The 14,541-nt window shown below is 31.6% G+C and carries 10 protein-coding genes and 1 CRISPR repeat array (1 of these 11 cut by a window edge); of the genes, 9 read left to right on the forward strand and 1 reads right to left on the reverse strand.

What is annotated here, in order from left to right:
- Positions 1 to 249: 249 nt before the first annotated feature.
- Positions 250 to 984, reverse strand: a complete 735-nt coding sequence (locus HPY57_06025) for a hypothetical protein (protein ID NPV11333.1) — start codon at positions 982 to 984, stop codon at positions 250 to 252.
- A gap of 299 nt (positions 985 to 1,283) precedes the next feature.
- Between HPY57_06025 and cas6 the strand changes: the two genes are divergently transcribed.
- From cas6 to cas2, 9 genes are read left to right on the forward strand one after another with little or no spacing between them, the layout of a single operon-like run.
- Positions 1,284 to 2,024 (forward strand): CRISPR-associated endoribonuclease Cas6, encoded by a 741-nt coding sequence (cas6, locus tag HPY57_06030; protein NPV11334.1) that lies wholly within the window; start codon positions 1,284 to 1,286, stop codon positions 2,022 to 2,024.
- A complete protein-coding gene (locus HPY57_06035; GenBank protein NPV11335.1) occupies positions 2,017 to 3,099 on the forward strand; it encodes a hypothetical protein in 1,083 nt (360 codons plus the stop codon). The genes cas6 and HPY57_06035 overlap by 8 nt, the downstream gene beginning before the upstream one ends.
- The gene (locus tag HPY57_06040) at positions 3,081 to 3,557 is read left to right on the forward strand and encodes a hypothetical protein (protein NPV11336.1); all 477 of its coding nucleotides are present in this window, start codon (positions 3,081 to 3,083) and stop codon (positions 3,555 to 3,557) included. The genes HPY57_06035 and HPY57_06040 overlap by 19 nt, the downstream gene beginning before the upstream one ends.
- A 12-nt stretch (positions 3,558 to 3,569) precedes the next feature.
- Positions 3,570 to 4,622 (forward strand): type I-B CRISPR-associated protein Cas7/Cst2/DevR, encoded by a 1,053-nt coding sequence (gene cas7i, locus HPY57_06045; protein ID NPV11337.1) that lies wholly within the window; start codon positions 3,570 to 3,572, stop codon positions 4,620 to 4,622.
- A gap of 21 nt (positions 4,623 to 4,643) precedes the next feature.
- The gene (gene cas5b, locus HPY57_06050; GenBank protein ID NPV11338.1) at positions 4,644 to 5,456 is read left to right on the forward strand and encodes a type I-B CRISPR-associated protein Cas5; all 813 of its coding nucleotides are present in this window, start codon (positions 4,644 to 4,646) and stop codon (positions 5,454 to 5,456) included.
- Positions 5,453 to 8,110, forward strand: a complete 2,658-nt coding sequence (cas3, locus tag HPY57_06055; GenBank protein NPV11339.1) for a CRISPR-associated helicase Cas3' — start codon at positions 5,453 to 5,455, stop codon at positions 8,108 to 8,110. Before cas5b ends, cas3 begins: the two co-directional genes overlap by 4 nt.
- Positions 8,110 to 8,610 carry a CRISPR-associated protein Cas4 gene (gene cas4, locus HPY57_06060; GenBank protein ID NPV11340.1) on the forward strand — a complete coding sequence of 167 codons (501 nt, stop codon included), beginning with the start codon at positions 8,110 to 8,112 and terminating at the stop codon, positions 8,608 to 8,610. Before cas3 ends, cas4 begins: the two co-directional genes overlap by 1 nt.
- A gap of 12 nt (positions 8,611 to 8,622) precedes the next feature.
- On the forward strand, positions 8,623 to 9,735 hold the full coding sequence (cas1b, locus tag HPY57_06065) for a type I-B CRISPR-associated endonuclease Cas1 (protein ID NPV11341.1): 1,113 nt from the start codon (positions 8,623 to 8,625) through the stop codon (positions 9,733 to 9,735).
- A gap of 3 nt (positions 9,736 to 9,738) precedes the next feature.
- Positions 9,739 to 10,002 carry a CRISPR-associated endonuclease Cas2 gene (cas2, locus tag HPY57_06070; GenBank protein ID NPV11342.1) on the forward strand — a complete coding sequence of 88 codons (264 nt, stop codon included), beginning with the start codon at positions 9,739 to 9,741 and terminating at the stop codon, positions 10,000 to 10,002.
- A gap of 97 nt (positions 10,003 to 10,099) precedes the next feature.
- Positions 10,100 to 14,541: direct repeats of the CRISPR family, unit length 30 nt; unit sequence GTTTTAATCGAACCATTGTGGAATTGAAAC; it runs 1,600 nt beyond the window's last position.

Raw genomic sequence — 14,541 nt, forward strand, 5'->3', positions numbered from 1 at the left:
ACTTAGATTGATGAGAATTGAGATCAAAAATGCAGAGAAAAAAGATATGCTTTAGAATAATACTCTTTGAACGAGGGTGTTTGTAACAGATTAATTTTAAGAATGGTGAATATGCTAACAAAGGTTCCGATTTGTGATGATTTGTTTTTTAGTTCTGAAAGAAAAAACCTTTGAATAAAAACAAAAAATCTCAGCCAGAGAATTACCTCCAACTGAGATTTTTAGCTTTTTAATTAAAAAAGATCTGATTTAATTAAGAATAAATTTTGTTGTTATGGCTAATCCAAAGTCTCGTGAGTTAGAGATGCCTTTAGCAAACTCATTCTGCAAGTAGACTCTATTTCCTAAATAAGTTCCGAAAAATAAACTTGTTGAGAATTCACTTTCCGTTAATCTCTGTCCACCATAACTGCTGCTCTGGACACTTGCATATTCTGCACCAATTCCAACAAGACTATTTTGATTGAAAGAATAGAATAGCCCTAAGTGGCCACCGATGGTGAGGTCCTCGGAGTTATATCCGTAGCTCATTGTTGGATGAATAACATATGTAAAATCGTTGTTGTAGTAAATAAATGGAGTAGAAACTTCAAGTTCATTAGCTCTTTGATTTAAAATTCCGCGATGCTCAACTATTAAATTGAAATTATAGTCATATTGATAAGATGTATAAATATTATAAACACCTCTTACTGCATAAGCATCCAGATTGAATTCGCCTCTGGGTTTTTCACCTGATCCAAGTGTGAATTGCACTGAGAAATTTTTAGCAAGTCCATAGTAAAGACTTCCCATTGTGAAAAACATATCTTCAGCAGGATTGTTGAATCTGGTGAATGAGTATTCACCGTTTAATTCCATCACCAATGATTTATAAGGATAGACCATTGATGCTTTTTTAAGGAAGAGATAAGTGTCAAAGCAAGCATATGAAGAAGAATGGAATAAAATGAAAACGACGAATATTGAAAATAACTTTTTCATTTTTACGCTCCTTTGATTGTGATACTTTTTTTTCAAATATAGCATTGATTATTTATAATGTCAAAGGAATTATTAGTCAAGTTTTAACGACAAAACAAAAAAATACATTTAATTTTACCAAATAAACGATTAAGCATTGTGACCTTTGAGAATAATTCATTGATTTTGAATTATTTGAATAGAATCCGCCTTTAGCCTTGTTGAATATTTAAATCGGAAAATTTAAATTGTAAATGAAAAATAAAGGGCGAAAATGGAAAAAATTCAACACTTCAACTCTATATTAAATGAGGCCAATTATGAGAATAAGTTTTTTATTTCAATTAAAAGAGAGCAACCTGCCAAAAGATTATCGGAGAGGCTTTGCCTCTTTGATTAAGCACGCAATTTCAATAGCAGATCCTCAACTTTATAATATCTACTATAAAGGCAATTATAAGATAAAACCTTTCACATTTAGCGTTTATTTCCCCCATAGCCCGAAATTTCAAGATGATAAATTTATAGTGGGAGATGAAGCAATATTAAATATATCTACAAATGATTATCGTTTTGCATCAAAAATCTACAATGGAATGCTTTCAATTCTAAATTCACCTTATCCGATTTTTGAAAATTCTGTATCCTTAAAGACCATCACTTTTCATCCATTAAAAAGAATTAAAAAAGATGAAATTACCTTTAGAACAATGGATGCAATTTTGATAACAAATAAGAATTGTCATATCGATGTAAATGGTAATCAATACGATCTTTATCTCACTCCAGATGACGAAGGATTTGATGAAGGATTACGATTTTTAATCAAGGAAATAGTGAAAAAATTTTTGAATTATGAAAGGGATTTTTTCTTTGATTACGAATTAGTTCAAGACACGGTTAGAGCAATTCCAATTTGGCATTATAATCAATGGAACACAGGTATCAAAGGTAAAATCAAAATAAAAAGTCATCCCGAAATTCTACAATTAATTTACGATGTCGGGATTGGTGCAAGAAGAAGTCAGGGTTTCGGGATGCTGGAGGTGACAAATGAATGATAAAATAATTTTATATCCTTCAAACTGGCTTTATAATGCGGGTGTGGTTGGACTAATTCAGACACAACCAGATTTTTTTGAGTTTGAAGACAATTTAGTAATAATGGATAGACACATTTTCCAAAATATCGATATTGAAAATTACTTTGATCAAGCAAAAATTATAAATCTTAAAGGTAATAACAAGTTTTATCCAAATTTCATTGATACGGATGGTAACCAGAAAGAATTTTTTATAAAATTTGTTGAATCATTTTTTGACCATCTTAATCAATCAGGCAATTGTCATATTTGTGGGAACGCATATAATTTAGATAATACAGCATTACAAAAACTTATCAGTAAAGATGCAGGGCGACAGTTTATTGAGAAAATCAAAAAGTTTGAAATGGTTTACAATCGTTTGCTTGGTCCTTCGCTTAATAAATTTCCAAATGGGGCATGGAATTTAGACCAAAGCCTTGATATATGTAACCTTTGTACTTTTTTGCTTATTCATCATCATCTTTCGTATACAAAACTTTCTGATAGGTCGGAAATTTTTATAAATGCACCTTCATTCAAATTAATGTATGAATTAAATCGATTGATAAGGAGTTTATATGGACAATCTAATGCAAGTAAAACATCAGTTCGAGAATTATTAGCCATTTCCATAATTGAATATTCGAGAAGACTATCCACTCTTTTGAGCGAATGGTTAGCCTTAAATATTGAAGTCGTAATAAAAACTGATAATAAAATAGATTTCTTTTCATTACCTGCCGAAGTCTCAAACTTAATTTCAGATAGAGATATTTCTGCTCTTTTAGCAGCTATAGGTGAAAGCAAGATTCTTAATTTAGTATTAGATCAAAAATATTCTGATTTGATTGATTATGGTTATAAATTTTTAAGAATTGGATTAAAAGATAAAAATGAAATTAACGAAGCTGACAGAGGGTTTATATATAATACAATAAAGATGGAACGGAACAGAAAAAACCTTTCTGCATTAGCTGACCAACTCTTTAAACTCTATTCAATAATTGAAGAAAAATTAAAGGAGAATCAAAAATGGAATTACAGGAATTAAAAAATCAAATTCAGTTAGGAAATTTTTCTCTTGCTGCTTTTAAGAGTTTTTATGAAGAACTAAATAACACTTACGATGAATTTCAGTCTCTCCTTGAAGAAGCTTATGAAAATACTAAAGATAAAGAATATTATAATTTGCTTAGATATGTAAAAGGTCAAAAATCATCAGAGTTGATAGAAAGATTAAAAAAATATGGGTATAAACTTCGGAAAAATTCCAACATAGCAGAGGCGTTCAAAAATATGGGCTATCGTTTACTTGAACAGGCTCGAGCTGGTAGAAAAGAAGATGTGTTTTATGGTATTTTGAGAATATTCATTTCAGCTAAAGAAAATTTCCCAATTGTATTAACCGAAGTATTTAAACCTTATTACTCAGAAGAAATGTTCAAAATTTTCATCTTCTCGTTCTTAGCCGGAGTAATAGGGCAGGAAGAAGAACAAACAATACAATAAGGAGTAATAACAATGTCAAACTCAATTAAAAATGTCACATTAACAATCATTTTTGAAGGATCTGCACTTAATAGAGATGAAAAAATCGGGGGCAATATCCTATCAATAAAAAAGATGAATATTAACGGGGAAACTAAATCTTTCCTCAGCAAAGTTGCTATAAGGCATTATCTTTTTGAAACTTTACTCAGAGCTTTCCCTGAAAATTGGAAACCTGCAGCTCTTACAACCGGTCAAAATGTAATACAATTTGATCTCACACAGGATGATATTCTTACAAGCGCAGAGCTTGACGCATTTGGTTATATGTATACAATATCTGGTGAAAGTTCAATTACAAGGAAAGCACCAATTGGCATTACTAAAGCTATATCATTAAATAGTTATGAACAGGATTTGGCATTTTATGCAAATCATGACCTTGTGAAGAGAGCAAACGAAAAAGGTTTAAATATTAATCCAAACCCATATAACAAAGAAGAGCATAGTTCTTTTTACAAATTAAGCTTTACAATTGATAGCGAATGCTTTGGAATTGATAGGTGGATTATTTCTTCTGAACCAAACTATTCTGAAAATAAATTAAAGATTAATCTAGGAGAGAATACAAAAATTTTTGATGTAGAGTTTGTAAGGGAAGAAAATGACTCCAGGATTTACCGTAACAGCAATGGCTTTCTTTCGATTAAAAATTTGAGTGATAATGTTTTTGAAGTAAAATTCATTTTAAACGATGATCAGAAAAGAGCCAGAATTAAAAATATTTTAAATGCAATAAAAAATGGACTTTATGCTCAATCCAGCGGAGAATTAAACACAATCGTTCCACTATTTGTAATTGCAAGCGGTGTTAAAATCCCTTCGCCAGTTTTTCATCCATTTATTGATGTCATTAGAACCAATGGTGGTTTCGAAGTAATCGGATTGAAAGACTGTTTGAAAAATGCCTGGCTTAACTCTAATAAAATTTTCTTGATGGGTTCTGAAAGATTTAATGTTAATATAAGCGACAGCAGATTGACAGACAATTGGGATGACTTTTTAGCTGATATCGGTCTCGAATAAAAGCTTATAGAGGACCGAACTATGAAAATATTAAGAATTAAAATTTACCAGCCTCAGGCGCATTATCGAATACCATTTACAGTTCAAAGGAGGCACACTTACCCAATACCTCCTTATTCAACTGTCATTGGTCTTTTAATTAACCTTCTCGGATTGAAAGATCAGTCGGATAGTCTCTTTGTTGATGGAATTAAAAATCTTAAAATTTCAATAGCGGGTTGGTTTGAAACAAAAACAATTGAAAAAATATGGTTTCGTAATCTCTCAAAAGAAAGTCACAAAGATCGATTTGGGTTGGTAAATAATAGAATTTTTGGCGGGCACATAGAACATTTTGGTGGTCAATCTCCAATGACTATCGATATCCTTAACGATGTTCATCTCATAATTTACCTTTTTCATAAGGATGAAATTATTTTAGAAACAATTAAAGAGAAAATTCTAAATCCTATTGATAGACTTGAAGTTTTACATCTCGGCAGAGCCGAGGATTGGATTGTCTTTGAAGATTTACCACAATTAATTGATGTATCTGAACTCGCATACAAAAGAATTGATACAAATTATGAAATTTTCTTCTGGATTCCCGAAAGAATTTTTCAAATCAATGATGAATTGATTGATTATAACCAATTTCAAGGATTGATTTATAATCTTCCTGTTTTCTTTGAAATTGAAAATTATCAAACCACTTTTAATAAGAATGGAAAAAGAAAATTTTCTTACATAAGGGCTAAGTTAAATGATGGAAAAATTTATAAGACAAATATCTTGTTAGATTTGAACTCAGGCTTTCCAAAACCAATGCCAATCTTTTTGGGGGATTTACAATGAACCATCATTTCCCAATCTGGGCAAAAAGTATAAAAAGAGCTGCTGATAATAATGAAGCTAGAATTATTACGCTCGGAGAACACACAGAACACCTCTTAAGCAAATTTGAAAATTTAAGAGACTTTATTCCTCAAGAACTTCATGAACCTATAAGAATTGCAATTATTCTCCATGATATTGGAAAAGTCTTGCCATCCTTTCAAAGAAGAAAACTTGGGAATAGAGATTATAAACCATTTGATGCATTGGTCGATATTGATCATTCAATTCTTTCTACTCTACTTGTGAATAAAGAAAAATTAAGAGAACTGATACAAAATGAAGATTATGAAAAATTTATTTTATCAGCTGTTGCATTTCATCATTGGAGAGATAAATTTGAGGATTTAATCAGGTATGGCAGTGATCAATTTCAAAAACTTAAAAGCAAGTCTGATGATTTCAAAGCTCAATTGATTCACAATTTGCAATCTGAAATGCATAAAATTGAAAATATTGATTATACATTAATTGCATTTGATGAATATATGCTTGAGGGTTTAGCCAATAAATTACCTTTTGTTAATTATGTAATTCCACCTTATCAGTTGTATTTCCTGCCGCAAAGAATTGATATTTCTGAGGATAAAAAGAAAGACTGGATTTTGATTGCAGGCAACTTAATGCGATGTGACCATTTCGCATCATATTGCGAAGAAGATAATATGGATTATCCAATAGAAATCAGCAACATTGAATATGATCAAATAAAAGCGTTAATACAAAATAAGTTTAATGGTCAAAAACTCTGGCAACTAAAATACATTGATCATTGTATTGATAAAAACACAATATTAATTGCTCCCACGGGTATGGGTAAAACTGAATTCGCATTTCTTTGGTCCAATGGCAAAAAGTTTTTCTATACTCTTCCGTTCAGAGCTGCAGTTGAACAAATTTTTGAGAGAGCAAAGAATATTTTTAATTCAGATAAAACCGAGAGAGTAGGGATTCTTCATTCAGATGCTGATGTTTATCTTATTGAACAGGAAAATGAAGAAAGCAGCATTAAATTATACGATAATGCAAGGCAATTAGCTTTTGCTGTTAATATTTCAACGGGTGATCAGTTTTTTCCCTATTCTCTACGTCCACCTGGTTTTGAAAAAATTTATTCAACATTTGCTTATTCAAATCTTGTAATAGATGAAGTTCAAGCCTATGATCCTAAAGCATCAGCGATTGTTGTAAAATATGTAGAAGATATAATTAAAATGGGGGGTAATGTTCTTTTAATGACAGCTACATTCCCGGAGTTCATTAAAGTTGAATTGAAAAAAAGAGTGGAAGAATTAACCCTCAACGGTTTTGAAATTCTTGATCTCTTTGATATCGAAGAATATAAATTCAAAAAATTGATTAAGCATAAAATACAATTGATCAAAATTGAAAATTCCAGAACTAACGATAATAAAGTAGATTTTTCGTTTCCTGATGAGCTCATCAATCAAATAATTGAACAGGGGCGAAACAAAAGAGTTCTTGTAATTTGTAATACAATTAAACAGGCTCAGGATGTTTATTATAAGTTAAAACAAAAAATAAATAATGAAATTGATTTGTACCTTTTGCATTCTAGATTCACTTTTGATGACAGGAAAAAGAAACAAGACATATTGACTCGGGAATTTTCCAATCCAAAAACAGAAAACGAAGATAAAGGTAAAATTCTTGTAGCTACTCAAGTAATTGAAGCCGCTCTTGATATTGACGCAGATGTACTTTACACCGAACTTGCACCGATGGATGTTCTTGTTCAAAGAATGGGCAGAGTATTGCGAAGGTATCGAGAAAATTATACTTATGAAGGTCCGCCAAATGTGAATATTATTCTCTTTAAAGAAAAATATGAATCGGGCAATTCTAAGGTCTATAATTCTGAGTTGCTTGAACTGACTTTAATTCTTGTTTTTATCAAACTCTTTCAAAATGTTGATGCTGATAATCTTAATGACATAATTCCAGTAGCTAAAAGTTATTTCGAGTACAAAAACAGTAGGCTAAAGACAAAAGATAGTTTTAAGAATGATCTTGATAACATTTCGACATTTAATTCAAAATCAAAAGGGAAGAAAGGAAAAAGAAATCAAAATTTTAGTACTCTAAATTTCTCATTATCTGAATACGACAAATATCAACTTACTAATGCTCTCTATTCTTTAATAGATGATCAGAGCAATTATAAACAGGAGTTTTATAAAACTTTGAACACCCTTGATGCTGGATATATGGCTGAAAGTCGGCAAGAAGCTCAGAAAATTTTCAGGCCAATGGTATCTACTTCAGTAATAAGCAAAATAAAATTGGATCAACTTAAAGATGATATATTAAAATTTTTCAACAATTATGGAAATTCTCAAAGAATATTTACACTCTTTAAAGAATACATTATTTCAAGATATGTGGTAAATGTAATCGGAATGCGCGAGAGAAATCCCTTATTGAAACTTGAAAGATGGATCAGTAATAATTTTACTTCAGAGGAAATTGATGAAATCAATTTGAACCGCTTAAAAAGGTGGACAAGAGATATCTACCTGACCGATGCAAATTATTCTGAAGAGATTGGATTAGAAAAAGAAATAGAAACTAAAATTGAAACACAATTCTTATAATGAAAATTACAGGCACACATATCAATTATTATTTTCATTGTAAAAGACATCTATGGTTTTTTGCTCACCATATATTGATGGAACACACAAGCGAACTTGTTGCTATTGGAAAATTCATTTCAGAATCAACATACGAAAGAAAACAACACGAACTCCATTTTGTAGAAGAAGATTTTGAATTTGTATTAGATTTCTTTGATAAAAACACCAACACAATCCACGAAATCAAAAAAACAAACAAAATGGAAGAGCTTCACATCTGGCAATTAAAGTTTTATATCTACAGATTAAAAGAATTGGGCTTTCATAATGTAAAAGGCATTATTGACTATCCAAAATTAAAAAGGTTAATTAAAGTGGAACTAACCGAAAAAGATGAAGAAAAATTAAATGAAGTTATAAAAGAAATTCATCTGTTGGTTAATCAGAAAAAACCACCTAAAGTTATAAGAAAATCTTATTGTCGTAAATGTTCTTACTTTGAACTATGTTATGTTTAATTTGGGATTTTTATGAAAAAGAATTTTTACATATTCACAAACGGTATTTTAAAAAGAAAAGACAACACAATTTGCTTTGAACCATTTATAAATCAGGAAACTCAGAAGCCCTCAAAACTCCTTGAGCAAACTGATCTGACTAATATCCCTGAAGAAGAATTTTTAATTGATAACGATGAAATTGAAGATGAAAAAGAAAATCAAAACGCAAAAACTCGTAAGTTCATTCCTGTCGAATCGATTGACAGTATATATTGCTTTGGTGAGCATCGTTTTAATACTAAATTCCTAAATTTCCTTAGTCAAAGCCAGATCCCGCTTCATATTTTCAATTATTACGGATTTTACACAGGGACATTTTATCCGAGAGAGACACAGGTTTCAGGTAAATTGCTCATTGCACAGGTGCAACATTTTTTAGATGAAGAGAAAAGACTTACAATTGCTAAAGAGTTTATCAGAGGCTCACTTTTTAATATGATTAAAAACTTGCAATACTATAACAACCGTCAAAAAGATCTCTCTTATTTTATTGATTATCTTACCAATGCATTAAAAAAAGTTGATGAAGTAAAATCAGTTGAAGAATTGATGGGCATTGAAGGAAGCGCAAGAAAAAATTATTACGAAAGCTGGCATTTAATAATTAATCAACCGATAGACTTCCAGAAAAGAGAAAAGCAGCCACCATCAAATCCAGTTAATGCTTTAATTTCATTTGGTAATAGCCTTCTTTACACAACGGTACTCGGTGAGATCTACAGGAATCAGTTAAATCCAACTATCAGTTATTTGCATACTCCTGGAGAAAGAAGATTTTCTCTTTCATTAGACATTGCCGAAGTATTTAAACCTTTAATTGTTGATAGAATAATATTTGCACTTTTGAACAAAAACATAATAAAACAGGACGATTTCGAATTTCATTTGAATAGTTGTTTATTAAACGAAAACGGAAGAAAAATATTCGTTAAAGAATACGACGAAAAACTTTCAACGACAATTAAACATAGAAAACTTAATAGATCAATATCCTATCAAACCTTAATAAGATACGAATGTTATAAATTGATTAAACACTTACTGGATGCCGAAGAATATCAATCATTTAAAATATGGTGGTAAAAAATGTATGTCATATTGGTTTATGATGCAGCTCCCAAAAGAGGGCAAAAGGTTCTAAAATTTTTAAGAAAAAAATTAAACTGGGTGCAAAACTCAGTATTTGAGGGTGATATAACAGAAGCTTCTTTTATGGAGTTAAAAAAAGAAATTGAACAGTTGATTGATAAAAAATATGACTCAATCATTTATTATGTGTTTGATTCTAAAAATTACTTTGAGAGGGGGATAATAGGTTTAGAGAAAAGTAATCTAGATACAATAATATGAGTCGTCGCAACCCAATAAATTTTGCACTATCGGTGATTGACGATACAAATTCCACAAAAACCTGTGATATTTTTATTAATTTTATTATATTTGAATGGTTTTAATCGAACCATTGTGGAATTGAAACTTTGCAATATAATATTACAGATTAAACTTGTCAAGTGTTTTAATCGAACCATTGTGGAATTGAAACACTAAATAACTTAAATAAGTTAGAATGTAGTTATTTGGTTTTAATCGAACCATTGTGGAATTGAAACTGAATTCTTTTAAAGTCATTTGCAACTTTTTTACTGTTTTAATCGAACCATTGTGGAATTGAAACGTTAAACAATTTTATGTGATAGCCAGCTCTCATCCGGTTTTAATCGAACCATTGTGGAATTGAAACTTGTAATCCATGCCGTAACTCTCACATAATCTTATGTGTTTTAATCGAACCATTGTGGAATTGAAACAATGAAACATCTTTTCCAATTGCTTTATAAATATCAGTTTTAATCGAACCATTGTGGAATTGAAACTTCCAGCATCCAGAACTTGCATACTACTTACCGAGTTTTAATCGAACCATTGTGGAATTGAAACGATGGCCTCTACTACAACCCCTGAAGAAATCAACAAGTTTTAATCGAACCATTGTGGAATTGAAACAAGAAATTTCCAACTTATATTCCTATTAAGCCAATTGGTTTTAATCGAACCATTGTGGAATTGAAACATTATGCACCGATGTAAGCACAGTACGCCCTGATTAGGTTTTAATCGAACCATTGTGGAATTGAAACTTAAGTTGTTCTTTGTCATCCGACCAGTAGAGGCTTGGTTTTAATCGAACCATTGTGGAATTGAAACTTAAGAGCCGTCCCGCAATATCTGCATCGATGAATCGTTTTAATCGAACCATTGTGGAATTGAAACGGGCACATGTGCCTGTGTTTTGTCCAGTCGTGGTTAGTTTTAATCGAACCATTGTGGAATTGAAACAGGAATTTTAGCCAGCCGTGAAATAACTGGCGGTGGTTTTAATCGAACCATTGTGGAATTGAAACGAGACCGAACTAATCGGATGCCGAATTAATGTTGTAGTTTTAATCGAACCATTGTGGAATTGAAACAATTTATGTTTGCAATGTGGTTAAATTAAGGTTGGGTTTTAATCGAACCATTGTGGAATTGAAACTCTTTTGGGACATTTTTAACCTCCGTTTTTGTTTTTGTTTTAATCGAACCATTGTGGAATTGAAACTAACCCACAACAAACCCATTTTCAGTCACGCTGATAAGTTTTAATCGAACCATTGTGGAATTGAAACTATATTTTAGACGATGGAATTAAAAATTGTTCTACGTTTTAATCGAACCATTGTGGAATTGAAACGAATGCGAATAGTTAAGAGTGTGAAGTGTGAAAGAGGTTTTAATCGAACCATTGTGGAATTGAAACGTAATGATACATAAAATTCGGCCCGTATCCTGAGCTGTTTTAATCGAACCATTGTGGAATTGAAACTAATTTGCAGAAATATTCGCAACAATTTCAATGCGGGTTTTAATCGAACCATTGTGGAATTGAAACACGGTTACTACTTTGTTCCAATCTTCTTCAGGGATGGTTTTAATCGAACCATTGTGGAATTGAAACGAATAAGGGGCATCAGTTTCAAATATGTTTGAAACTGTTTTAATCGAACCATTGTGGAATTGAAACTTTGCCCCCAACTTAACTTAATTTGCCAGGTGCGGGGGTTTTAATCGAACCATTGTGGAATTGAAACATATACCACCTGTAATGATAGCGAAAATCCCGCCCGGTTTTAATCGAACCATTGTGGAATTGAAACAGTTTTGCTATGTTTTACAAAATTTGTACTACTTACGTTTTAATCGAACCATTGTGGAATTGAAACTCTTCAGGGATGACTTTAGCCAGGGCCATCCCTATTGTTTTAATCGAACCATTGTGGAATTGAAACTCTTTTGGGACATTTTTAACCTCCGTTTTTGTTTTTGGTTTTAATCGAACCATTGTGGAATTGAAACATAGTTTTTAAAAATTTTTTTGTAAGGAAATTCTGAGTTTTAATCGAACCATTGTGGAATTGAAACATCTTCTTATCACCATTCCTTAGAATAATTTTAAGTGTTTTAATCGAACCATTGTGGAATTGAAACAATAGATTAATTAATAAATCTATACATTGATTATATGTTTTAATCGAACCATTGTGGAATTGAAACGCACAACCAGCGGGGTGCTGATAGGCCGTATAAGAAGTTTTAATCGAACCATTGTGGAATTGAAACATTTTTACACTCAACGAAGAAATAGTCATCTTCAGTTTTAATCGAACCATTGTGGAATTGAAACAAAGGAGGATGACTTCTACCTTTTAATACTTTTAACGTTTTAATCGAACCATTGTGGAATTGAAACAATAGATTAATTAATAAATCCACTTCCTGATTGTATGTTTTAATCGAACCATTGTGGAATTGAAACGCCTGGCACGAAAGGGATTTATGGAATGAATGGCGTTTTAATCGAACCATTGTGGAATTGAAACAAAAAAACCAACTAAAGGAGACAAAAATGGAAGAAGGTTTTAATCGAACCATTGTGGAATTGAAACGCCAGCTGTCGCTCAATAGCTGCCAACTGTTTTTTATGTTTTAATCGAACCATTGTGGAATTGAAACATTGACTGGCGGGGCCGTTTTTTAATGTTATTGCCCACGTTTTAATCGAACCATTGTGGAATTGAAACTTGGCCAGTCACGGTTTTTTATCTGGCGCTATATTGTTTTAATCGAACCATTGTGGAATTGAAACCGTTATTATCAATTTATTTTATTTTTGCCGCCATCAGTTTTAATCGAACCATTGTGGAATTGAAACGATTTTAATCGATGCCGAAAAATTTATTCAAGAGAAGTTTTAATCGAACCATTGTGGAATTGAAACGTCATCTTTGTGATGACTTCCCCAACAGTCAGGTTAGTTTTAATCGAACCATTGTGGAATTGAAACGGCTATCGACGATAGCCTTAGAAGCCTTATAAAGAGTTTTAATCGAACCATTGTGGAATTGAAACTGCAACCCAAGTTCCTCAAGAAATCATTTAATGGTTGTTTTAATCGAACCATTGTGGAATTGAAACTAATCAAGACCTTGACTACTTCAAAAAAGTAGTTGAGTTTTAATCGAACCATTGTGGAATTGAAACTTAGTCACTGCTATTAACCTATCTCTATCAAACTCGTTTTAATCGAACCATTGTGGAATTGAAACGACTTCTATATCGAAAATCAGAGCAATTTGAATTGCGTTTTAATCGAACCATTGTGGAATTGAAACGGAAGTTCTTTAAGTTTGCTTAACAATTCTAAATTCGTTTTAATCGAACCATTGTGGAATTGAAACTCATAAGTCCCGCAAGGAACATAAATGAAAGCATTAGTTTTAATCGAACCATTGTGGAATTGAAACGGCAGCACAGGAGTTTTTAAAATGGACCAAAGTAAGTTTTAATCGAACCATTGTGGAATTGAAACCTAATAACATTGCCATTATGATCGTAAACAGCAAGACGTTTTAATCGAACCATTGTGGAATTGAAACTAATTCTTCAAAATAAAAGCAGACTCGTCCATTAAAGTTTTAATCGAACCATTGTGGAATTGAAACGAAACTGTCCATCAACATATTTACTAATCGCTTGGGCGTTTTAATCGAACCATTGTGGAATTGAAACTTATTTGGAGGCTTTATTGAAGCAGGTTCGTTATTGGTTTTAATCGAACCATTGTGGAATTGAAACAATTTTTAATACACATTTAAAAAATATTCTTATTGAAGTTTTAATCGAACCATTGTGGAATTGAAACAGAAAAAATTTTATATTTTTTATAAACAAAGTTTTAAGTTTTAATCGAACCATTGTGGAATTGAAACACTTCCGCTCTTGCTCCTCGAACATACGGCTCGAAAGTTTTAATCGAACCATTGTGGAATTGAAACGGGGCATTTATTATTATACTTAAAACAAAAAGAAATGTTTTAATCGAACCATTGTGGAATTGAAACAATTTTTTGTTATACTGGTCCCAAAAATCGGAAGGTGTTTTAATCGAACCATTGTGGAATTGAAACGGATTTATCTGTAGAGCCATTTTGTATCTCCTTCTTTGTTTTAATCGAACCATTGTGGAATTGAAACGCGAAACTTGCCAGTTCTTTAATGGTTGGCCTCCAAGTTTTAATCGAACCATTGTGGAATTGAAACAATACATAACTATTAATTTTAGGTCTGTAAACAGGTTTTAATCGAACCATTGTGGAATTGAAACAGCAACTTACCGCCATTCTCTCGGTCTACAACTATGGTTTTAATCGAACCATTGTGGAATTGAAACAGCTCAAACAAGATTTTTAAGTTATACAGGGCAAACGTTTTAATCGAACCATTGTGGAATTGGAACGTTAACTGATCAAAGATGTCTACAAACTCCGATAGAGTTTTAATCGAACCATTGTG

It is taken from the genome of Ignavibacteria bacterium, from assembly GCA_013177855.1.
GTDB lineage: Bacteria > Bacteroidota > Ignavibacteria > Ch128b > Ch128b > Ch128b.